Source organism: Streptomyces sp. NBC_01549, assembly GCF_026339955.1.
Classification (GTDB): Bacteria; Actinomycetota; Actinomycetes; order Streptomycetales; family Streptomycetaceae; genus Streptomyces.
In genome coordinates this window covers 2271917-2292958 of the sequence record NZ_JAPEPW010000002.1, presented here as the reverse complement: position 1 = coordinate 2292958, position 21042 = coordinate 2271917, and the positions used below count along the sequence as shown (strand labels likewise).

Below are 21042 nucleotides of genomic sequence, written 5' to 3'. Positions count from 1 at the left end.
TGCCGCGCGGGGCCCCGGCGGGACGCGATCAGGGCTGGTCGTCGGCGGCGTCGCGGGCACGGCTGTCGCGCAGCTGCCGCCAGTGCGTGCGGTACAGCACGTAGTACAGGGCGACGGCCACGGCACCCACCTGCAGGCCCAGGCCGAACTCCAGGAAGGAGTCCTCGCTCGTCAGCCGGTTGGTCAGGTAGCCGAAGTTCATGCCGAAGAAGCCGGTCAGGAACGACAGTGGCAAGAAGACCATCGAGACGATGGTGAGTCTGTTGATCACGACGTTCTGCTGATCGGCGACGAGCGACGCGTAACTGGTCGCGGCCCGCCGGGCCGCGTCCCGCAGCGCCTCGATCTCCACGAGGACCAGCTGCATGGTGTGTTCGTGCAGCCGGTTCATCTCCTGCCGCTCCTTCGGGAGGGCGTGATTCGCCATCCTGCGGCGCACCAGGATCTCCTGGGCGACCGCGGCGTACGGCAGGAACGCGCGATGCAGACGGGCCGCGCGCCGTCGCAGCCGGGCCAGCCGGTGGACATGCTCCGGCTGCCGCCGCTCGAACATCGCCTCCTCCAGGTCCTCGACCTCCAGATGGGCCTGTGTGACGGCCCGGCGAAAGGTCTCCAGAACCCCTTGCAGAAACAGGAACATCGTCGTCACCGCGTCGGGGGGCAGGTCCTGCGGCAACTGGTCGATGAAGGTCTCGATCAGTTCGACGGGCCCGTGATGCACCGTGACGAAGCGGCGCTCGTCGGCAAGGACATGGATATGGGTGACCTCGTTCCCGCAGACCACCGGAACGACGCCGACGGCGGTGCCGTCGTGGTACTCGACCCGGACGTGCTCCTCCGCTCCGCCGAGCCACTCGCCGGCCGCGGCGTCCAGCCCGAGCCGACGGGACAGCGGCTCGTCGACGGGCGAGGGCTCGTCTTCCAGGTCGATGTCCACGATCACGAAGCCAGAGGTCACCGCGAGACGCTCCCGGGCCTGTGCCAACCCCGTGCGTACGACGACGCCCTCCGGCATCGACACCACCGTAACGATCATCGCCCCTCACCGTGGATGGCGTCGTGCGCGCACTGCGACGTCCCTCGGCACACTACCGCCGACGGCCCCGGGTGCAGCTGACCGCGCACCACGCCGTGTCCCCGGCCCACGGGCCCTCGGCCACCGGTTTTCGGGACACCGATGAGTTGTGGGTGCCGGCGGGGTCTGACCTGATGACGGCAGACCCCACCGAAGGAAGAAGGCACCCGTCATGGGCAAGCTCACCCTCACCGCATTCGTCACCCTCGACGGCGTCCACCAGGCCCCCGGCGGCCCCGAGGAGGACCGCGGTGGCGGCTTCGAGCAGGGCGGCTGGAGCGCCCCCTACGGGGACGAGGACTTCGGAGGTTTCGTGATCGACGTCTTCTCCCGCGTGGACGCGTTCCTGCTCGGCAGGCGTACGTACGAGATCTTCGCCGGCTACTGGCCGAAGGTGACCGACCCCGCCAACCTGATCGCCGCCAAGCTGAACTCCCTGCCGAAGTACGTCGCCTCGTCGAGCCTCACGAATCCCGCCTGGGAGGGGACGACGGTGATCGCGGGGGACCTGGCCAAGGAGGTCACCGCCCTCAAGGAGCGCACCGACCGCGAGCTCCAGGTCCACGGCAGCGCCGCCCTCACCAGGTCCCTGTTCGCGCTCGACCTGGTCGACACCCTGCACCTGCTGACCTTCCCTGTCGTACTCGGCGCGGGCCGGCGTCTCTTCGCCGAGGGCGCCGTCCCCACCGCGTTCCAGCACGTCTCCGGCAGCGTCACGGGCGCGGGCGTGGCGATCCACACGTACGAACTCGACGGCCGCCCGGCGTACGGCAGCTTCTGAGGCGGCCCCCGAAGCCGTGCGGCCCTCACGCCCCCGCGGGCAGCGTCCGCGGGTGCACGGGAAACAGGTGCCGTACGCCGTCCGCGCACAGATCGAGGGCGAGTTCGCAGAACATGGCGTTGGCCCAGCCGAACCAGTCCCGGGTGAACCGGCCGGGGGCGTCGACATGGAAGCTCTCGTGCATCAGGCCGGTGCCCGCGGTCGTGGCCGCCAGGGTTTCCAGCGCTCGCGCGGCGGCGTTCTCGTCGCCGGTGAGGCCGGCGGTGGCGATCGCCAGCGGCCAGACATGGCCGTCCGGCGTGTGCGTACTGCCGACGCCGGACGCGTGACTGCCGCTGAAGTACGAAGGGTTCGCCGTGGAGAGCGCGAGACGCCGGGTGGCCTGATAAAGCGGGTCCCGCGGTGCGCACCAGCCGCTCAGGGGGAGGCTCAGCAGACTCGGGAGGTTGGCGTCGTCGCCGAGCAGTACCGCCCCGAGGCCGTCGACCTCGTAGGCCAGGACGGATACGCCGTCGGCCTCGACCACCGCGTGCGCCAGGATTCCGGCGTCGATGTCGGCGGCCAACTTCTCTGATTCGCGGGCGAGTTCCGCGTCGCGGAGGGCGGACGAGGCCAGTTCGGCCAGCCCGTGCAGGCTCGCCGACGCCAGCGCGTTGGCCGGGACGAGGTAGCCGTGCCGGCAGGGATCGTCGCTCGGCCGGAAGCCCGACCAGGTCATACCGGTCCGCCGGACACTGGCTCCGCGGCCGCCCTGGGGAAGGCTGTCAGCGGCGAAGGGGCCGGACGGCCGGACGAACCAGTAGGGCGAGTGCGTGTGGGACTGCTCCGCGCGCCACAGCCGTACGATCGTCCACGCGGCGCGGTGAAAGGCGTCGTCGAGGTGGTCCTCGCGACCGGTCGCCCGCCGGATCGCGTACGCCAACTGCAACGGCGCGCAGAGGGAGTCGAGTTCGTACTTGCGCTCCCACACCCATGTTCCGGGCGTGGGCCGGTCGACGGGCTCGCCGTGCGCGCCGGTGGGGCCGTCGTTGAAGGCGTTGGCGTACGGGTCCAGCAGGACGCAGCGGATCTGACGGCGTGACACACCGACCAGGACGTCGCCGACCTCCGGATCCGTGGCCACGGCGAGGTACGGGCGGACCTGGGCCGTGCTGTCCCGCAGCCACATCGCCGGGATGTCTCCGGTCTTGACGAAGACCTCCGGGACTTCCGACGGCGCGGTGCCCCAACTCATCGACGTGGTCCATGTGTTGGTCAGGCAACTCTCGACGATGTCCGCTGCCGGGCCGCCCCGCAGCCCGGTGGCCAGTCGTCGTCCGAGCGTCCTCAGCGACTCCGGAACTGCCCACATTATTCCGGATGTTGATCCGGGAAACGTTACCGTCGCGCCTCTTGACTCCCTCATGTGGCGTGCGCCACCGTGTGATCGCCAGGGAATGGAAACGTTACCTTGAGCGGGCCGGCGGCCACCAGACGGTCGGGTCGGCCCCGGTCCGGGTCCGGGTCTTCGCCAACTCCTCGGAGGAAGAAGGTGAGCGCGTGTGACAGCCGCTCCGCACCACGAGACGCGAACCGCCGTACCGCCCGTGGACCTGCCGCCGGACCGGGGGAGCCCGGGGCGTCTCGGACGACCCTGGCGACGCAAGAGGTCCTCGGACACTCTGGCCGCATACGTGTTTCTGGCGCCGGCTCTCATCGGCTTCACGGGGTTCGTCGTCTACCCGCTGATCCGGTCGGCTTACTCCGCGCTGACCAGCTACAACGGCCTGTCGGACCCGAAGTTCATCGGCTTCGACAACTTCCGCAGGATGTTCAGCACCGACCCGTCCTTCTGGCCCTCGGTGCGCGCCACGCTGCTGCTCGTCGTCCTGTAGGTGCCGTTGTCGCTGGTCATCGGGCTGGCCCTGGCCGTGTTCTGCAACCAGCGGATGCGGGGTGTCAGCCTGCTGCGCACGCTGTGCTACCTGCCGGTCGTCCTGCCCGTGGTGGCCACGATCACGCTCTGGAAGTTCGTTTTCAACCCCCAAGTCGGCCTGGCCAACCAGGTGTTGAACTGGCTTCACCTGCCGACCAGCGAATGGCTGTCCGGGGCGGACTCGGCCATGCCCTCGATCGTGATCGTCATGCTGTGGAGCGTCGGCTCCACGATGATCATCTTTCTCGCCGCGCTCCAGGCGGTCCCCACCGAGCTCTACGAAGCGGCCAGGCTCGACGGCGCCGGTTCCCGCACGGTGTTCTTCAGGATCACCCTGCCACTGATCAGCCCGATCATGATTCTGCAGGTGGTGCTGCAGATGGTGACGGCCCTTCAGGCGTTCAACCAGCCGAAGATCCTCTCGCCGGACAACCAGGGCGGTCCCGGGTTCAGCACCCGGACGATGATGCTGTCGATCTACAACAACGGCTTCCCCAGACTCGGGCAGGTCTCCCAGTTCGGCTACGCCTCCGCCCAGGTGTGGGTGCTGTTCCTCGTCATCGTCGTCGTGATCGCCGCCACCGCCCGCTTCTCGTCGATTTGGACCTACAGTGACCACGTCTCCTGACGTCACGAGGGCGCCGACGACGGCGCCGACGACAGCCCCGGCAGCCAAGCCGCGCGGCAAGGCCGTACGGACGGCGTCCTGGTACGCCGTCGCGCTGCTGATCAGCTCGGTGATGATCCTGCCCATCCTGTGGATGCTCACCGTCGCGCTGAAGGGCCCCTCGGCGGTCTTCGAAGTCCCGCCCCGACTCCTGCCCCACCAGTTCCACTTCGAGAACTTCGTCAATGGGCCGAAGGTGATCCACTTCCCGCGGCTGCTGCTGAACTCCGTCGTCATCACCGGCCTGTCGGTGATCGGCGGCGTGATGACCTCGATGATGGCCGGATACGCCCTGGCCCGGCTGCGCTTCCCCGGCCGGAAGGTGTGGTTCTACGTCTTCGTCGGCAGCATGCTGCTGCCACCGGTGGTCGGCATCATCCCGCTGTTCCAGCTGTTCAAGGACATCGGCTGGTACGACACCTGGCTGCCGCTGATCGTCCCGGCCTTCCTGGGCGGCAATCCGCTCTTCATCTTCCTCGCCCGCCAGTACTTCCTGTCGATCCCGCACTCCATCGACGAAGCGGCCAAGGTCGACGGCGCGGGACACGTCCGCATCTTCGTCAGCGTCATGCTTCCGATCACCAAGCCGGCCTGGATAACGATGTCAATCCTGGCCTTCCAGATGTCCTGGAACGACTACCTCAACCCGCTCATCTACCTGTACTCGTCGCAGAAGTGGCCGCTGAGCGTAGGCATGGCCTCCTTCGTCACCCAGTTCGCCGGCCAGACCCCGGACTGGAACCTCTACATGGCCACCAACCTGCTCTACATGCTCCCGCCGCTGGCCGTGTTCTTCGTCGCCCAGCGCTACTTCATCCAAGGCCTGAGCGCCCTGGGCACCGTCAATCAGCGCTGATCCGCGCCACGACCCACGTACGAGCCATGTACCAGCCAGGTATCAGGAGGCCATGATGAAACGATTGATCCGTGTCGCCGGAGTGTTGCTGGCGGGCGGGGGACTGCTCGCGACGGCGGCCTGCGGCGGCTCGTCCGGGAAGCAGTCCGACGGCAAGGCGACGGTCACCCTCATGACCTGGGAGTCCGCCGCCACCAACAAGGCCATCGACCAGGCGCTGACCGGCTTCCATGACCCGAACATCACGGTCAAGCGCATCGACACACCCAACGGCAACTACAGCGACAAGCTCGCGGCCCTGACCCAAGCCAAGAAACTGCCCGACCTGTTCTGGTGCGGCAACGACACCGAGCAGCAGTACACCGGCCAGGGCCTGCTGACCGACTGGGCCTCCCGGCTCTCCGGCGCCGGCGACTTCGGCGCGAGCAGCTTCGTCTCCTCCACCATGAAGAACTGGAAGACAGCCGACGGAAAGATCGGCGGTGTTCCCTCACTGATCAACACCTACGGCATCTGGTACGACATCGACGCCTTCAAGGTCGCCGGAATAGCCGTGCCCGCCGCCGGATGGACCTGGGACCAGATGTTCGACGCCGCCGCCAAGCTGCACGCGAAGGGCGCCAAGTACGGCCTGGTCGCCGACGCCATGACCTCCACGGACGGCCCCTTCTCCCTGAGCACGTACTCGCTGTCCGCGGGTGGCGCGCCCTTCGCCGACTCCGTTCACCAGCCCACCAAGACCACCATCGACGCGACGTACACCGAAGGCGTCCGCAAGCTCGTGGCCGGCATCAAGAGCGGCGCCATCGCACCTCCCGGCTACGACATCAGCAACCAGCAGGCGCTGTTCGCCGCCGGGCAGATCCCGATGCTGTGGAGCGGCCAGTGGCTGGCCGCCGGCTTCCTCACGGACAAACCGAAGATCAAGTACGGGTTCGCGCCCCTCCCGCAGGTGAACAAGCCGGCCACGCTGTACGACGCCGTGGGCATCTGCACCCCGTCGTACACCCAGAACGCGGACGCGACGTACAAGGTCCTCAAGTACCTCGACTCCACCGTGTGGACCAAGGTGCTGCCCGGCTCCCCGGTGGCGGCCCCGGCCTATCTCTCCGCCCAGAGTGCCTACTTCGGTGCCCTCGACAAGGCCGGTCTGACGACCGTCGCGTCCACCGTCAAGGCGGGACTGAACACGTCGTCCACCATCGGCGTGCGCTTCACCACCCAGTGGGCCAGCCAGTCGAACGACCTGATCACCGCCTACTGGCCGGACATCCTCAACGGCAAGAAGCCGCTCTCCGACCTCCGGACGATGACCGACAAGATCAACGAAGTGATCAAGAGCAACAGTTAGCCACCCGGGCCGAGCGGCGGGCCGGGACCCGAAACGTATCCTGAGGGCGGTCCCGGCCCCCGGTGCGCGATGGAAGGTTGGTCTTCGACTCACGTGAGCAGTCGTCCCCCGCACCACCAGAACGCCAGGCCCACGATGCGCGATGTCGCGGAGCGGGCCGGAGTCGCCGTCGTCACCGTCTCCCGCGTCGTCAACGGCATCGGAACGGTCCGCGAGGAGACGGCCGAGCGCGTGATGGCGGCGATCAACGCCATCGGGTACCAGCGCAACGAGATCGCGCGCTCGCTGCGTCCCGGGCAGAACTCCATGACCATCGGGCTGCTGCTCGGCGACCTGACCAACCCGTTCTACGCGTCCCTGGCCAAGGCCGCCGTCGAAGTCGCCAACCGGGCCGGCTACGCGGTCCTCCTCAGCACGGCCGACGAGGACCCGGAGGTCGAGCGCCGCGCCGTGGGCGAGCTCATCGGACGGCGCGTCGCCGGGCTCATCATCGTCCCCGACCAGGGCGACCACGCCTTCCTCAACGAGATCAACGGCCACGACCACGTGCCCATCGTCTTCGTCGACCGGCCGGCCACCGGCGCCGAGGCCGACGTCGTCCTCGTCGACAACGAGGACGGCGGACGCAAGGCCACCCAGCACCTCATCGACCAGGGCCACCGCCGGATCGCGATACTCGTCGCCCCCTCCTACTACAGCACGGGCCGACGGCTGCGCGGCTACCGCAAGGCGCTGCGTCGCAGCGGCCTCACCCCCGACAACGACCTGGTCGTCACCCTGCGCCGCGGCACCACCGAGGAAGCCTCCGCCGCCACGCACACCCTGCTCACCTCCGACCATCCGCCCACCGCGGTCTTCTCCACCACGGGCTTCCTCACCGAGGGCGTCCTGCGCGCCTGCCGACAGCTCCAGGCCCCCATCGCCGTCGTCGGCTTCGACGACTTCAAACTGGCCGACATGCTCCCCACACCGGTCACCGTGGTCACCTCCGACACCGAGGAACTCGGCCGCCACGCCGCCCACCTCCTGCTGGACCGCATCAATGGCGACGACGCGCCCTCCCGCCGCATCGTCCTCCCGGTCCACCTGATCGCGCGCGGCACGGGAGAGATCGGGCACCCGTAGGCAGCGGAGCGTCCAGTCAGCGGAGCATCCAGTCAGTAGAGCGTCCGCCACTTGGCGCGGGGCCATGCGAGCACGGCGTAGATCTGCGCCAATGCCGCCTGCTGGATCGCTTGCGTACCGCCGGCCGCGTCGAAGTGCACGAGGCCGGTGGCCGGATCGCGCATCGTGGACCACACCTGGTCGGCGTAGTCGGCCATCGCCCGGTGGTACCTGTCCTTCCCGGTCACCGACTCCAGGAGCAGCAGGTTCTTGAAGAAGATCGAGTTGAAGTACACGGGCTGGGTGAACAGCCGCCCCTGCGTGACGTAGTAGTCGTACGCGGCCTCGGCGATCCGCTCGGCCCGGCGCAGATGGGCGCGGTCACGGGTGATCTCGTAGAGGAGAACGTCGACGCCGACCGGCACGCCCTGGTTGTAGGACCAGAAGGTCTTCTCGACGGTGCCCTGCGGGTCGAGGTGGTCCCAGTACAGGCCGCCGGGGCTCTGCAGATGCGCGTTCGTCCAGTCGTGGAGACGTCTCGCCCAGTCGAGACAGTCGGCCTCGCCGGTGATCTGGTGCAGGCGCAGGGCGAGTTGGGCGCCCGGCATGTTCGAGACGGTGTTGCGGTCGCGGCTCCAGGTCGCCTGGGTCCAGAAGACACCGCCGGATGCGGCATGGGTGGTGTCGGTGTCCCAGCCGGACCTGACCAGGGCGAAGATCTCCTTCGCGCGGGCCAGGGCGGCGGTGTCCCCGGTCTGCAGATGGCGCTGGACCTTCGCCAGACCGACCCACTCGTTGTCGTCGTAGAACATGTCGCCGCCCGAGCCGTACGGGGCGACGGGGTAGGAGGCGTAACCGGGAAGCCCGGTCGTGCCGCCGCCGGAATTCCAGAAGTGCTCCTGCGCCGCCGCCCGTCGGGCCAGCTCCGGCTCGTACGTCGTGTCCACGAGGGTGAGGTCGAGCGCGGCGATGTGCACCTGCGAGAAGGGCCATTCGTACGAGTACGGGTTGTCCCCGGCCGCCGCCGGAATCTGCTCGCGGACCAGCCCGGAGCCGTCGTTCGTGTCGAAGTGTCTCTTCAACGCGGAGTATGCGGCCGTGGCGCGGGACAACGCCCGGGCCGGTCCCGATCGTTGCGCTGCGGCTGCCGGCGTCGTGGCCGTCGCGGTGATCGCGGCCAGGCCGGAACCGACCATCACGCGCCGAGAGGGATGCATGGGCATGGTGAGGGCCTCCGGGGATGCGGGTATGGAAACGTTGTCATCGACTCATGAGGCCGTCAACGCCTCTGACAGCATCGGTAGTTCAGTTGCACGACAGCCTGGTCCGGACCATTGACGATGGGACCCGGCTGGTGGAATCTTCTCGATGGTTACGTTTCCAACGGTGAGTTCGTCCGGCCCCACACGGCGAAGCAGGAGACATCGAGATGACCGTCCCGTCACCCTTCACGAGACCCCTGAGTGCCGCCTTCACGATGGTGCTTCTGCTGGTCCTCGCCCCGGCCCTGCTGGTGCTGCGCGCCGCACCGCCCGCGCAGGCCCTCGACAACGGTCTGGCCAGGACGCCTCCCATGGGCTGGAACGACTGGAACGCCTTCGGCTGCAACGTGACGGAGCAGTTGGTCGAGCAGACCGCCGACTACCTCGTCTCCTCCGGTCTGAAGGACGCCGGCTACCAGTACGTCAACATCGACGACTGCTGGATGACCAAGGCCCGTGACTCCGCCGGCCGACTGGTGCCCGACCCGGTCAAGTTCCCCGACGGCATCAGCAAAACCGCCGCCTACGTCCACAGCAAGGGCCTCAGACTCGGCATCTACGAGAGCGCCGGCACCGCCACCTGCCAGGGCTACCCCGGCAGCCTCGGGCACGAGCAGACGGACGCCAACAGCTTCGCCGCCTGGGGCGTGGACTACCTCAAGTACGACAACTGCAACCACCAGAACGTGCCGGACCAGCAGCGCTACACCGCCATGCGCGACGCCCTGGTTAACACCGGCCGCCCGATCGTCTACAGCCTGTGCAACTGGGGCCTCGCCGACGTGTGGACCTGGGGCGCGGGCGTCGGCAACAGCTGGCGCACCACCGACGACATCAACGTCAACTTCTCCACGGTGGTGTCGATCTACAAGGCCGACGTCAAGCTCGCCCCGTACGCCAAGCCGGGCGCCTGGAACGACCCCGACATGCTCGAAGTGGGTAACGGCATGTCGTTCACCGAGGACCGTTCCCACTTCGGCCTCTGGTCGGAGATGGCCGCGCCGCTGATCGCCGGAACCGACCTGCGCAAGGCCTCCGCCGCCACCCTCTCCCTCTACGGCAACAAAGACGTCATCGCCGTGGACCAGGACTCCCTGGGTAAGCAGGGCACCGAGGTGTCCTCCTCCGGCGGCCTGCACGTGCTGACCAAGCCACTGGCGAACGGCGACGTGTCGGTGGTGCTCTTCAACGAGAACTCCTCGGCCGCCACCATCACCACCTCCGCCGGCGCGGTCGGTCTCCCCGCGGCATCCTCGTACCGGCTCGACAACCTCTGGTCGCACGTCGTCAGCCGCACCGGCGGAACCATCTCGGCGAGCGTCCCCGGCCACGGCTCGGTGATGTACCGGGTCTCCGCCGGCAGCGGCACCAGCGTCGGCAGCACCCACCCGCTGATCGGCGCCTCCTCCAACCGCTGCCTCGACGCCTACAACAACGAGACCACCCCCGGCACCAAGATCGAGATCTGGGACTGCGGCGGCGGCGCCAACCAGGCCGTGACCATCACCGCCGCCGGTGAACTCCGGCTCTACGGCGGCACCCAGTGCCTGGACGCCTACAACAACCAGACCAGCTCCGGCACGAAGGTGGAGCTCTACACCTGCAACGGCGGCGCCAACCAGAAGTGGAGTCTCAACCCCAACGGCGCCGTCACCGGCACCCAGTCGGGCCTCTGCCTCGACGTCACCGGCGGCGACCAGGCCTCCGGCAACGTCAACGGCACCGCGCTCGAACTCTGGACCTGCAACGGCGGCGCCAACCAGCAGTGGCGCCTGGGCTGACCGACCTCGACGGATCTGACATGCACTCAAAGACGAGAAAAATAAGCATGCTTGGGGCCGACCTGCTCGCGACCGCGGTGTCCCTGGCTCTCCTGATCCCGGCATCCGGAAGCGCCGAAGCAGCGACCACCGCGGCCCAGGCGACCGTCTGCAACAGGTACTGCGACGGCCGTGACCCGGCCCTGTCCCCGCAGGACCGCCGGCCGGTGACCACCACCATCTACTCCCGCACCATCTCCCTGCACTTCGACGACACCGATGCCATGGGCTGGGCCTCGATCACCAACGGCAGCCCCACCGACGAGGTCTGGCTCGACCGCTCCTTCGACGGCGGCCGCACCTGGACCTCCGGCAGCAAGCTCGGCGACACCACGATCCCCGCGGGCCAGACCGGCTGGCGCACCCTGATGTACAACGTCGACGACTGGAACAACCTCGGCGTCGGCGCCCTCCGCGCCTGCGGCAAGGCGGGCAACCGCACCGAGATCGCCTGCACGGCCTGGGCCCGTACGACCTGGAACGCGGGAAGCCGCCCGACCGCTGCGGCCACCGCGCTGATGCAGTCGTACAACCTCGGCACCGGCCTGTTCGACACCACCGGCTGGTGGAACTCGGCCAACGCACTGACCGCCCTCATCAACAACATCAAGGTCACCGGCATGGGCAGCTACAAGTACGCCATCGCCAAGACCTACGACCTCAACCTGTCCGCCCAGGGCGGCAACTTCACCAACGACTACATCGACGACACCGGGTGGTGGGGCCTGGCCTGGGTCGCCGCCTACGACCTGACCGGCGACAGCAGGTATCTGAACACCGCCCGCGCCGACGCCGACCACATGGCGCGGTACTGGGACTCGACCTGCGGCGGCGGAGTCTGGTGGAGCACCGCCAAGACCTACAAGAACGCCATCGCCAACTCCCTCTATCTGGAACTGAACGCCGCGCTGCACAACCGCGTCCCCGGCGACACGGCCTATCTCGCCCGTGCGAACGTGGAGTGGTCCTGGTTCCAGGGCACCGGCATGATCAACAGCTCCCATCTGGTCAACGACGGCATCAACCTCGCGACCTGCACCAACAACGGCGACACGGCCTGGTCGTACAACCAAGGCGTTCTCCTCGGCGGCCTCGCGGAGCTGTATCGCGCGACCGGGAACTCCGCGCTGCTCACCACGGGCCGCCAGATCGGTGACGCCTCGACCACCTCCACCTCGCTCAACGCCGCAGGCATCCTGCGCGAGCCCTGCGAGGCAGGAGGCTGCGGCGCCGACGGACCCTCCTTCAAGGGCGCCTACATCCGAGGCCTCAGCGCCTTCAACGCCCAGCTCTCCGACAGCCCGTACACCTCCTACATCCGCCGCCAGGCCGACTCCGCCTACGCCAACGACCGCACCCCCCTCGACACATACGGCCTGCACTGGGCCGGCCCCGTCGACACGACCGACGCCGCACGCCAGCAGTCCGCCCTCGACCTGCTGAACGCGGCATCCTGACCTCGAACCCACCGCGGCGGGCCCCGGTCAGGGAACGGGCGCCTTACTCGTCGGCCTCGTCGGTCTCGCCGGGCAGCCAGTGCAGGGCGAACCAGAGTTCCATGCGTACGCCGGGGTCGTGCAGGTCGACGTCGAGGAGTTCGCCGACCCGTGCCAGACGGTGGCGCACGGTGTTGCGGTGGACGTGCAGGGCCGCGGCGGTGCGGTCCCAGCTGCCGTGCAGGGTCAGCCAGGTTCGCAGGGTGTCGAGGAGAACCGGGGCGCCCGGCGCGCCGGCCTGGTCGAGCGGGGCGAAGCGGGTGCGGGCCAGATCCCGGGCGTCGGTACGGGGGACGATCCCGTAGACGGTGAGCGGGTCCTTGGTGTGGACGACGGCGGCCGTGGCCCCGAGCATGAGCCGTACCAGTGCGCCGGCGCTGTGGGTGTCGGTGCCCAGGGCGTGGCGGGGACTGGTGAGCAGGGCCAGCAGAACGGTTGCCGTGCTGGTGACCTGGCGATGGACCAGGGTCGGGGCCGTGGTGGCGGCCTGGCCCAGGGCGAGCGCCATGCTGCCGTCCGCTCCGGGCAGGGTGTGGACCGTCAGGTGGGTTTCGCCGTGATGATCGGCCGCCGCGGCCGGTGCGGACCGTCCGGCGGCGCCTGTGCGGAGACGGGCGGTGGTGCGTACGGCCAGGTCACGTACGCGTCCCGGCGTGGGGGACGAAGGTCGGGGACCGGCGCTGAACAGTTCGTTGCCCTGCGCGTCGTAGAGGACCGTCCAGGCGCCGGTGTGCGCGCTGAGCCGATCGAGCACGGCCTGGAGCGCGTCCGGCCGGGTGGCGGCTGTGGCCAGCGCCGACTGCGCTCGGGAGATCTCGCGCAGCTCACGGTTGCGGGCCTCCGCGATCGCGGCGTACGCGGCCTGCCCGACGGCCACGAACGGGGTGGCGGGCGGCAGCCGCAGCAGCGGGAGCCCGTGGCGGTCGCAGGCGGCGACGAGCTCGGGTGGAACCTCCTGGTGCACGGGGGCGACGCCGAACCCGAGCGCGCTCCCCCCGGCGGCGACGACCTGCCGCACGTACGTGTCGATGCCCTCCGCGTCGTGAGGAAGACGCACGCCCTGATCTTCACGCACATCTCCGTCCGGCTTCCCGGTCCGGAGCACCACTTCCTGATCAACCCCTATGGCCTGCTCTTCGAGGAGATCACCGCATCGAACCTCGTCAAGATCGACCTGGCCGGCCGCCCCGTCGAGGAGAGTCCCCACCCGGTCAACCCCGCCGGCTTCGTCATCCACGGCGCCATCCACGCCGCCCGGTCCGACGCCCGGTGCATCCTGCACACCCACACCAAGGCGGGCTGCGCCGTCGCCGCCCAGGAGCACGGCCTGCTTCCGCTCAACCAGATCTCCATGGAGTTCTACGGCAGGCTCGGCTACCACGACTACGAAGGCGTCGCCCTCAACCTCGACGAACAGCAGCGCCTCGTCGCCGACCTCGGCTCTCACCCCGCGATGATCCTGCGCAACCACGGCCTGCTCACCGTGGGCGAGACCCCCGTCCAGGCGTTCCTGCGCATGTACTACCTGGACAAGGCGTGCGAGATCCAGACCGCGGCCATGGCCGCGGGCACCGGGCTCGTCACTCCCGGTCCCGACATCTGCGAACTCACCGCACGCCAACTCGCGGGCGAGGACGACAGCTCGGACCTCCAGGACGACAAGGCATACGATCTCGCCTGGTCGGCACTGCTCCGCCTGGTCGAGCGCATCGCCCCCGACTACAGGGCCTGACCCGAAGGGCAGGCACAGCCTCGGCCTGTGCGACGGAGATGTTGCGCGAAGTCTTGACGCGCCCCGTTCCGTTGCGTAGATATGACTGCGCAGTCATGACAGCGCAGTCATAGAGCGGACTGGGGCTAGGATGCGGCTGCCGGAGATCGGGAGACTCGATGACACCAGTGGCAGGACGCGGCGCGGGGGCCGCGCCGCGCAGTGTGGATGTGGCACGCCTGGCGGGCGTGTCACAGAAGACGGTGTCCCGGGTGATGAACGACGAGCCGTACGTCTCCGACGACGTACGCCGTCGTGTCCTGGCGGCGGCCGAGGAGCTCGGCTACCGCTCGAACAACGCGGCCCGCGCCCTCGCCTCGGGACGCACCCGGTCCATCGGTGTGGTGACGCTCGGCACGGCCCTGTACGGTCCGGCCTCGCTGCTCATGGGCGTCGAGCGTGCCGTAAGAGACACCGGCTACGCGCTCCGTGTGGTCAACACCATGGAGGGCGAGACGGCGGGAATCGCCGGCGCGGTGAACTCGCTCCTGGACCAGGGCGTGGACGGCATCGTCATCTCCGAGCCGATCGACGAGGAGGACGGCACGGATCGCTCCGCCCGGGTCGACGTGCCGGTCCTCGTCCTCGGCGCACCCCCGCCCTTCGCCGCCCCTCACGTGGTGACGGCCGGGATCGTCTCCGGCCAGATGGCGCGAGCGGCCACCGAGCACTTGCTGGAACTGGGCCACACCACCGTCCACCATCTGGCGGGTCCACAGCGGTGGTACTCGGCCCGGGACCGTCTCGACGGATGGCGCACGGCGCTCGCCGCGCACGGCCGGGCCGAGCCGCCGGTCGTCGAGGGCGACTGGTCGGCGGCCTCCGGCTACGCGGCCGGCCGCGAACTGGTCGCCGATCCCGACGTGACCGCGGTGTTCGCCGCCAACGACGACATGGCCATCGGTCTGATCCGCGCGCTGACGGAAGCCGGACGGCGCGTGCCGGAGGACGTCAGCGTGGTCGGCTTCGACGACATCCCGGTCGCCGCCTATGTGACCCCACCGCTGACCACGGTGCGTCAGCCGTTCGACGCCATGGCACAGGACGGCCTGAAACTCCTGGTGCACGCCATCGAGAACCCGCAGGCGCACCCGATGCCGATGACCGACCCACCGGTCGAACTCGTCGTCCGCTCCTCGTCCGCGCCGCCGCCCCGCAAGACCCCGGGCCGCACCCGCTCCCCAGGCTCTTCGCGCACCTGAGTCACAGCAGTAATCGCAGCCGCTCCCCGGGCCTCGATCAGGCCCCGCATCGGTCGCCGTTCCCCTCGCGCCATCCCCGGCGCGACCTCTGACAGGCCCGCCCTCCCGGCCCCGCCCGTCACGCCACACAGCGCCTGACACCACCCGAACGCAGCCTCAGCACGCCGTCGCCCGGTGTGCCGGTCCTCTACACCCTTCTGCGGGAGTTCACCATGTCCGGACCCTTCTCCAGTCGCACCTTCTCCCCGTCACCCCTGAGCCGTCGGGGCTTCCTCGCCGCCACGGGCGCGCTGTCGCTGGCCGCCACGCTGTCCGCCTGCGGCGGCGACGGCGGTGGCACCAGCGGTTCCTCCGCCAAGCCGGTCAGCCAGGCCGACATCGACAAGGCCATGAAGACCCCGACCCAGCTGACGTTCTGGACCTGGGTCCCGAACATCGACAAGGAGGTCGCGCTCTTCGAGCAGAAGTACCCGGCCGTCAAGGTCAAGGTCGTCAACGCCGGTCAGGGCACACCCCAGTACACCAAGCTGCGCACCGCGCTCAAGGCGGGCAGCGGCGCCCCGGACATGGTGCAGATCGAGTTCCAGGCCATCCCGACGTTCACCATCAGCGACAGCCTGCTGGACCTTCGGCCCTACGGCGCCTCCGCACTCAAGTCCATGTTCGTGGACTGGACTTGGGGTCAGGTCAGCGGCAGCGGCGGCGAGGTCTGGGCGATCCCCCAGGACACCGGCCCGATGGGCATGCTGTACCGCGAGGACATCTTCGACAAGCACGGCATCGAAGTCCCCGGCACCTGGGACGAGTTCGCCGCCGCGGCGCGGGGGCTCCACAAGGCCGCCCCGGACGTCTACCTCACCAACCTCGCGGCCAACCAGGTCGCCGCCTGGCACGGCCTCCTCTGGCAGGCGGGCGCCAAGCCGTATGTGACCTCCGGCAAGAGCGACATCACCGTCAGCGTCGACGACGCGGTTTCCAAGAAGCTCGGCCAGTACTGGGGCGCGCTCGCGAAGGAGGGCGTGATCGGCGTCGAGCCGGACTTCACCGACTCCTGGTACGCCGCCCTCAACAAGGGCAAGTACGCCACCTGGCTCACCGGCGCCTGGGGCCCGGCCTTCCTCTCCGGCTCGGCCAAGGCCACCTCGGGCAAGTGGCGCGCGGCCCCGCTCCCGCAGTGGGACGCCGCGAAGCCCAGCTCGGGCAACTGGGGCGGCTCGACCACCGCGGTCATCCGCTCCACCAAGAACCCGATCGCGGCAGCGGTGTTCGCGCAGTTCCTCAACAGCGACCCCGTCAGCGCCAAGATGTTCGCCACCGAGCAGTTCTTCTTCCCGGCGACCAAGGCCCTGCTCGCCGAGGCGAGTTTCCTCGGGGACGCGCCCGCCTTCTACGGCGGTCAGAAGGTCAACCAGGTCTTCGCGGACATCAGCGCCCAGGTCGACCCCGCCTTCCAGTGGCCGCCGTTCCTCGACCGGGTGGCCACGGACTGGACCGAGACCGTGGGCAAGTCCCTCGCCGACAAGTCCGACACCGTCAGCGCGCTCGGTACGTGGCAGTCGCGCATCACGACCTTCGCCAAGAACCAGGGCTTCACGGTCAAGGGAGGCTGACGATGGCCACCCCCGCAGCGACCACCCCGACAGCGGTTGCCCGCACGAAGTCGCGCCCCCGTAGCCGCCACGGCACGGCCGGAGCACTCTTCATCGCCCCGTTCATGGCGCTGTTCCTCCTGCTCTTCCTCGCCCCGCTCGGCTACGCCGCCTACCTGAGCCTCTTCCAGGAACGGCTGATCGGCGGCTCGACGTTCGTCGGCCTGGACAACTACGTGACAGCCCTCAAGGACCCTCAACTCCTCAAGGGCATAGGCCGCGTAGCACTGTTCTTCGTCATCCAGGTCCCCGTCATGCTGCTGCTGGCCCTGTTCTTCGCGCTCGCGCTGGACAGCGGCCTGCTGCGGCTCGCCCGGGTGATCCGGCTCGGCATCTTCGTGCCCTACGCCGTCCCGAGCGTGATCGCCACCCTCATGTGGGGCTACCTCTACGGCCCCGACTTCGGCCCCTTCGCCCAGATCAGCCGCGATCTCCACCTGCCGGCCCCGCACTTCCTCAGCGACGGCTGGATGCTCGGCAGCCTCGCGAACATCGTGACCTGGGAGTTCGTCGGCTACAACATGATCATTCTGTACGCCGCCCTGCGTACCATCCCCGCCGAGCTGTACGAGGCGGCCGCCATGGACGGTGCCGGAGCCTGGCGGATCGCCTGGTCCATCAAACTCCCCGCGCTGCGCCCGGCGTTGACCCTCACCCTGCTGTTCTCGGTGATCGGCAGCTTCCAGCTGTTCAACGAACCGAGCCTGTTGATGAAGGTTGCCCCGGCCGTCATCGACAGCTCCTACACCGCCAACCTCTACGCCTACTCCGTCGCGTTCATCAGCCAGCAGACCAACTACGCGGCGACGGTGTCCTTCATCCTCGGGCTGGTCATCGTGATCGTGTCGTACGCCTTCCTGCTCACGGCGAACCGCAGGAGGACCTCATGACCACCGTGACACCCACAGCCACCACCACGCCGACGGTGAACCGGCTTCCCGCCGAGGCCCGCTCGCGGCGCCGGTCGCCGGCCCACCGCCGCAGCACCCCGCTCACGATCGCCATGCTGGCCGTCCTGGCGTACTTCCTGCTGCCGCTGTTCTGGCTGCTGGTCGCCTCGACCAAGAGCACCCAGGACCTGTTCAACAGCTTCGGCCTGTGGTTCTCGCACGCGCCGCAGCTGCTGTCGAACATCAAGGCCACCTTCACCCAGGACGACGGAGTGTTCGGGCGCTGGCTGCTCAACACGGTCCTGTACGCCGGGGTGAGCGCGCTCGGCGCCGCGCTGCTCGCGGCGGCGGCCGGGTACGGGTTCGCCAAGTACCGCTTCCGCGGACACGGCGCTGCCTTCAACCTCGTCCTCGGCGCGATCATGATCCCGACCACCGCCCTGGCGATCCCCACCTACCTGCTCTTCGCCAAGGCGGGCCTGGTCAACACCCCTTGGGCGGTGATCCTGCCCTCCCTCATCAGCCCCTTCGGCCTCTACCTCATGCGCATCTATGCCGAGGACGCCGTCCCGGACAGCCTCATCGAGGCCGCCCGCATGGACGGAGCCGGAGAGCTCCGGATCTTCTGCACGATCGCGCTGCGGCTGCTGGCCCCCGGCCTGGTGACCGTCGTCCTCTTCACGCTCGTCGCCACCTGGAACAACTACTTCCTGCCGCTGATCATGCTCAACGACCCGAACCTGTACCCCATTACGGTCGGGCTCTCCTCCTGGGCCGCCCAGGCCCAGAACGGCGGCGCCGGATCCAGCAGCGACATGCTCGCCCTCGTCGTGACCGGCTCCCTGATCTCGATCGTCCCGCTCGTCCTGGCCTTCCTGATGCTCCAGCGGTACTGGCAGAGCGGCCTGGCCACCGGCGGCGTCAAGCAGTAACCCCCCAATACCCCCTGCACTCCGGAGGTTTGTCCATGGCGGATCTGCCCGCCCGCGTTCTGTTCGGCGCTGCCTACTACCACGAGTACCAGCCCGGCTACGGCCCGGACGTACGGCCCGGCGAACAGCTCAAGACCGACCTCGACCTGATGGCCGATGCCCGCTTCACCGTCATCCGGATCGGCGAGTCGGTCTGGTCGACCTGGGAACCCGAGAACGGTCACTTCGAACTCGGCTGGCTCCAACCGGTGTTGGACGGCGCCCACGAACGTGGCATCTCCGTCATCCTCGGCACCCCCACGTACGCCGTACCGCCCTGGCTGGCCCGCCAGTACCCGGAGATCACCGGCGAGCGGCGCACCGGTGAGCGCATCGGCTGGGGCGCCCGGCAGGAGGCCGACTTCACCCACCCCGCCTTCCGCTTCCACGCCGAGCGGATCATCCGGAAGGTCGTCGCCCGGTACGCCGACCACCCGGCGGTCATCGGCTTCCAGGTGGACAACGAACCGGGCCTGGAGCTCTTCCACAACCACGGCGTCTTCCAGCGCTTCGTCGACCACCTGCGGGTCAAGTACGGCGACGTCGAGACCCTCAACCGCGAGTGGGGCCTGGTCTACTGGTCCCACCGGCTGTCAACGTGGGCCGACCTGTGGACCCCGGACGGCAACGCGCAGCCGCAGTACGACGTCGCCTGGCGGGAGTTCCAGGCCCGCCAGTGCACCGAGTTCATCGGCTGGCAGGCCGACATCGTCCGCGAGTACGCCCGCCCCGAGCAGTTCGTCACGACCTGTATCTCCTACACCCGCCCCGCCGTCGAGGACGACGAGCTCACCGACCGCCTCGACATCGCCACCGGCAACCCGTACTACGACATGCAGGACGGCCTGCTCCTGCCCGACCCCACACCGGACGGGCACGAGCAGAAGTGGAAGACCACCGGCGTCTGGTCGATGTACCAGACCGCCGACTGGATGTTCTCCTCCCGGCAGGAGCCGTTCCTGGTCACCGAGACGAACGCGTCGTCCATCGGCTTCGCGTGGGACAACCGCCCCGCCTACGAAGGCCAGTGGCGCCAGGCCGCCTGGGCTCTCGTCGGCCGCGGGGCCCGCATGATCGAATACTGGCAGTGGCAGACCCTGCGCTTCGGCGCGGAGACCTACTGGGGCGGAGTCTTGCCGCACAGCGGCCGACCGGGGCGCACCTACGCCGAACTCGCCCGGCTGGGCGAGGAGTTCGAGGCCGTGGGACCGCTCGTCGCCGGTCTCGAGCCGGACGCCGACATCACGATCGTCTACTCCACCCCCAGCAAGTGGCTGATGCAGAGGCACCCGCCGCTCGCGACCCCCGACGGCGAACCGGACCCGGCCGCCTACCACCGCATCCTCGACCCCTTCTACCGCGGCGCCTTCGACGCCGGCCGCCAGGTGCGCATCGTCCACGCCCGCCAGCTGCACGACCCGCGCGACGAACGGGAGGGCATGGCGCCCGAGGAGGCCGCGCGCCGCCACCCCGTCCTCGTCGTCCCCGCCCTGTACATCGTCGACGACACCACGCTCGACTGGCTCGCCGCCTACGCCCACGCCGGCGGCCACCTGGTTCTCGGCCCCCGCACGGGCTACGCCGACCACGAGGCACGGGCCCGGCACGAACCGGCTCCGGCACGCCTGGTCGACGCCGCGGGCGTCAGCTACGACGAGTTCAGCAACCTGGCGCGTGACATCCCGGTCCGCGCGGCGCCCGGGAGCGCGCTGACTCTCCCGGAGAACGCCACGGCGACGTGCTGGGCCGACGGCCTCACCGTCGCCGACGCCGAGGTCCTCGCCACGTACGAGCACCCGCACTTCGGCCGCTGGCCCGCCGTCACCACCCGCCGCCACGGAGAGGGCCGCGTCACGTACGTCGGCACCGTGCCAGGTCGCGACCTCGCCCGCACGCTGGCCGAGTGGCTGGCGCCGACCGCCCGCAGCGGCTGGCGCGACCTGCCGGCGTCCGTCACGACGACCACCGGCACGGCGCCCGACGGACGCCGTGTGCACATCGTCCACAACTGGAGCTGGGGGCCCGCCCGCGTGGACGCGCCGGTCGACCTCTCCGACGCCCTGAACGGCACGTCCCTGCCCGCGGGCACGGCGCTGGAGCTCGGCCCGTGGGACGTACGCGTACTCGTCTCCCCCAAGGAGTAGCTGTGCAACGAAGCAGAGCGGTGAAGGCGCTGGGTACGTTCCTCGCGGCATCCGCGATACTGGCGATCCCCATGACCAGTGCGCAGGC

At 69.1% G+C, this 21042-nt stretch carries 18 protein-coding genes; 14 read left to right on the top strand and 4 right to left on the bottom strand.

Annotated elements, in window-relative coordinates:
• Window positions 1–28: 28 nt before the first annotated feature.
• Complete coding sequence (locus OG819_RS45650) at window positions 29–1036, bottom strand: CorA family divalent cation transporter (RefSeq protein WP_266655283.1); 1008 nt, start codon at window positions 1034–1036, stop codon at window positions 29–31.
• Between the two features lie 211 nt (window positions 1037–1247).
• Here OG819_RS45650 and OG819_RS45645 point away from each other — a divergent pair, with 211 nt between their 5' ends.
• Window positions 1248–1856: a dihydrofolate reductase family protein gene (locus tag OG819_RS45645; RefSeq protein ID WP_266655281.1), complete on the top strand. Its 609-nt coding sequence runs from the start codon at window positions 1248–1250 to the stop codon at window positions 1854–1856.
• 25 nt (window positions 1857–1881) lie between these two features.
• Here the strand turns inward: OG819_RS45645 and OG819_RS45640 are convergent, their stop codons facing one another.
• Window positions 1882–3207, bottom strand: a complete 1326-nt coding sequence (locus OG819_RS45640; protein ID WP_266655279.1) for a glycoside hydrolase family 125 protein — start codon at window positions 3205–3207, stop codon at window positions 1882–1884.
• 190 nt (window positions 3208–3397) lie between these two features.
• Between OG819_RS45640 and OG819_RS45635 the strand changes: the two genes are divergently transcribed.
• The 5 genes from OG819_RS45635 (at window position 3398) to OG819_RS45615 (ending at window position 7770) form a co-directional block, all read left to right on the top strand.
• A complete protein-coding gene (locus OG819_RS45635; protein WP_266655277.1) occupies window positions 3398–3730 on the top strand; it encodes a hypothetical protein in 333 nt (110 codons plus the stop codon).
• On the top strand, window positions 3731–4399 hold the full coding sequence (locus tag OG819_RS45630; RefSeq protein WP_266655274.1) for a carbohydrate ABC transporter permease: 669 nt from the start codon (window positions 3731–3733) through the stop codon (window positions 4397–4399). It begins immediately after the preceding gene.
• Window positions 4383–5294, top strand: coding sequence for a carbohydrate ABC transporter permease (locus tag OG819_RS45625; RefSeq protein ID WP_266428836.1), 912 nt, complete (start codon window positions 4383–4385; stop codon window positions 5292–5294). The genes OG819_RS45630 and OG819_RS45625 overlap by 17 nt, the downstream gene beginning before the upstream one ends.
• 55 nt (window positions 5295–5349) lie before the next feature.
• Window positions 5350–6645: an extracellular solute-binding protein gene (locus tag OG819_RS45620; RefSeq protein ID WP_266655272.1), complete on the top strand. Its 1296-nt coding sequence runs from the start codon at window positions 5350–5352 to the stop codon at window positions 6643–6645.
• 93 nt (window positions 6646–6738) lie between these two features.
• Window positions 6739–7770, top strand: a complete 1032-nt coding sequence (locus tag OG819_RS45615; RefSeq protein ID WP_266630432.1) for a LacI family DNA-binding transcriptional regulator — start codon at window positions 6739–6741, stop codon at window positions 7768–7770.
• A gap of 32 nt (window positions 7771–7802) precedes the next feature.
• Here the strand turns inward: OG819_RS45615 and OG819_RS45610 are convergent, their stop codons facing one another.
• Window positions 7803–8972 carry a glycoside hydrolase family 76 protein gene (locus OG819_RS45610; RefSeq protein ID WP_266655270.1) on the bottom strand — a complete coding sequence of 390 codons (1170 nt, stop codon included), beginning with the start codon at window positions 8970–8972 and terminating at the stop codon, window positions 7803–7805.
• Window positions 8973–9178: 206 nt separating this feature from the next.
• Between OG819_RS45610 and OG819_RS45605 the strand changes: the two genes are divergently transcribed.
• Together OG819_RS45605 and OG819_RS45600 are read left to right on the top strand one after the other, a co-directional pair.
• Window positions 9179–10792: an alpha-galactosidase gene (locus OG819_RS45605; RefSeq protein WP_266655268.1), complete on the top strand. Its 1614-nt coding sequence runs from the start codon at window positions 9179–9181 to the stop codon at window positions 10790–10792.
• Between the two features lie 20 nt (window positions 10793–10812).
• Window positions 10813–12288 (top strand): glycoside hydrolase family 76 protein, encoded by a 1476-nt coding sequence (locus tag OG819_RS45600; protein ID WP_266655266.1) that lies wholly within the window; start codon window positions 10813–10815, stop codon window positions 12286–12288.
• A gap of 43 nt (window positions 12289–12331) precedes the next feature.
• Here OG819_RS45600 and OG819_RS45595 read toward each other — a convergent pair whose 3' ends face one another.
• Entirely contained in the window at window positions 12332–13384 is a 1053-nt protein-coding gene (locus OG819_RS45595) for a PucR family transcriptional regulator (protein WP_266655264.1), read from the bottom strand.
• Here OG819_RS45595 and OG819_RS45590 point away from each other — a divergent pair.
• From OG819_RS45590 to OG819_RS45565, 6 genes are all read left to right on the top strand, one after another.
• Window positions 13370–14059, top strand: coding sequence for a class II aldolase/adducin family protein (locus tag OG819_RS45590; RefSeq protein ID WP_266655262.1), 690 nt, complete (start codon window positions 13370–13372; stop codon window positions 14057–14059). The two genes, OG819_RS45595 and OG819_RS45590, sit on opposite strands and share 15 nt — an antisense overlap.
• A gap of 158 nt (window positions 14060–14217) precedes the next feature.
• On the top strand, window positions 14218–15300 hold the full coding sequence (locus tag OG819_RS45585) for a LacI family DNA-binding transcriptional regulator (protein ID WP_266587681.1): 1083 nt from the start codon (window positions 14218–14220) through the stop codon (window positions 15298–15300).
• 212 nt (window positions 15301–15512) lie between these two features.
• Window positions 15513–16910: an extracellular solute-binding protein gene (locus tag OG819_RS45580; RefSeq protein ID WP_266655260.1), complete on the top strand. Its 1398-nt coding sequence runs from the start codon at window positions 15513–15515 to the stop codon at window positions 16908–16910.
• A gap of 2 nt (window positions 16911–16912) precedes the next feature.
• Window positions 16913–17839: a carbohydrate ABC transporter permease gene (locus tag OG819_RS45575; RefSeq protein WP_266630446.1), complete on the top strand. Its 927-nt coding sequence runs from the start codon at window positions 16913–16915 to the stop codon at window positions 17837–17839.
• Window positions 17836–18771 (top strand): carbohydrate ABC transporter permease, encoded by a 936-nt coding sequence (locus OG819_RS45570; protein WP_266655258.1) that lies wholly within the window; start codon window positions 17836–17838, stop codon window positions 18769–18771. Before OG819_RS45575 ends, OG819_RS45570 begins: the two co-directional genes overlap by 4 nt.
• A gap of 35 nt (window positions 18772–18806) precedes the next feature.
• Window positions 18807–20954, top strand: coding sequence for a beta-galactosidase (locus tag OG819_RS45565; RefSeq protein ID WP_266655256.1), 2148 nt, complete (start codon window positions 18807–18809; stop codon window positions 20952–20954).
• Window positions 20955–21042: the final 88 nt, after the last annotated feature.

Coding starts and splice junctions, on each gene's coding strand:
- OG819_RS45650 (WP_266655283.1), bottom strand. CDS start 1,036: ATGATCGTTACGGTGGTGTCGATGCCGGAGGGCGTCGTCGTACGCACG.
- OG819_RS45645 (WP_266655281.1), top strand. CDS start 1,248: ATGGGCAAGCTCACCCTCACCGCATTCGTCACCCTCGACGGCGTCCAC.
- OG819_RS45640 (WP_266655279.1), bottom strand. CDS start 3,207: ATGTGGGCAGTTCCGGAGTCGCTGAGGACGCTCGGACGACGACTGGCC.
- OG819_RS45620 (WP_266655272.1), top strand. CDS start 5,350: ATGAAACGATTGATCCGTGTCGCCGGAGTGTTGCTGGCGGGCGGGGGA.
- OG819_RS45610 (WP_266655270.1), bottom strand. CDS start 8,972: ATGCCCATGCATCCCTCTCGGCGCGTGATGGTCGGTTCCGGCCTGGCC.
- OG819_RS45605 (WP_266655268.1), top strand. CDS start 9,179: ATGACCGTCCCGTCACCCTTCACGAGACCCCTGAGTGCCGCCTTCACG.
- OG819_RS45600 (WP_266655266.1), top strand. CDS start 10,813: ATGCACTCAAAGACGAGAAAAATAAGCATGCTTGGGGCCGACCTGCTC.
- OG819_RS45585 (WP_266587681.1), top strand. CDS start 14,218: ATGACACCAGTGGCAGGACGCGGCGCGGGGGCCGCGCCGCGCAGTGTG.
- OG819_RS45580 (WP_266655260.1), top strand. CDS start 15,513: ATGTCCGGACCCTTCTCCAGTCGCACCTTCTCCCCGTCACCCCTGAGC.
- OG819_RS45575 (WP_266630446.1), top strand. CDS start 16,913: ATGGCCACCCCCGCAGCGACCACCCCGACAGCGGTTGCCCGCACGAAG.
- OG819_RS45570 (WP_266655258.1), top strand. CDS start 17,836: ATGACCACCGTGACACCCACAGCCACCACCACGCCGACGGTGAACCGG.
- OG819_RS45565 (WP_266655256.1), top strand. CDS start 18,807: ATGGCGGATCTGCCCGCCCGCGTTCTGTTCGGCGCTGCCTACTACCAC.